Genomic DNA, 300 nt, shown 5'->3' on the forward strand with positions numbered 1-300 from the left:
TCCCTATCTGCCGTGGGCGCTGGAGAACTGAGGGGGGCTGCTCCTAGTACGAGAGGACCGGAGTGGACGCATCACTGGTGTTCGGGTTGTCATGCCAATGGCACTGCCCGGTAGCTAAATGCGGAAGAGATAAGTGCTGAAAGCATCTAAGCACGAAACTTGCCCCGAGATGAGTTCTCCCTGACTCCTTGAGAGTCCTGAAGGAACGTTGAAGACGACGACGTTGATAGGCCGGGTGTGTAAGCGCAGCGATGCGTTGAGCTAACCGGTACTAATGAACCGTGAGGCTTAACCTTACAA

The 300-nt window shown here is 54.7% G+C and carries 1 rRNA gene; it reads left to right on the plus strand.

Going from position 1 to position 300, the window contains the following annotated elements:
- A 23S ribosomal RNA gene (locus SB786_RS35945) occupies positions 1-296 on the plus strand; the annotation flags it as partial.
- Between the last annotated feature and the right edge of the window lie 4 nt (positions 297-300).

The sequence above is a fragment of the Burkholderia sp. SIMBA_062 genome, assembly GCF_046534765.1.
GTDB classification, from domain to species: domain Bacteria; phylum Pseudomonadota; class Gammaproteobacteria; order Burkholderiales; family Burkholderiaceae; genus Burkholderia; species Burkholderia ambifaria.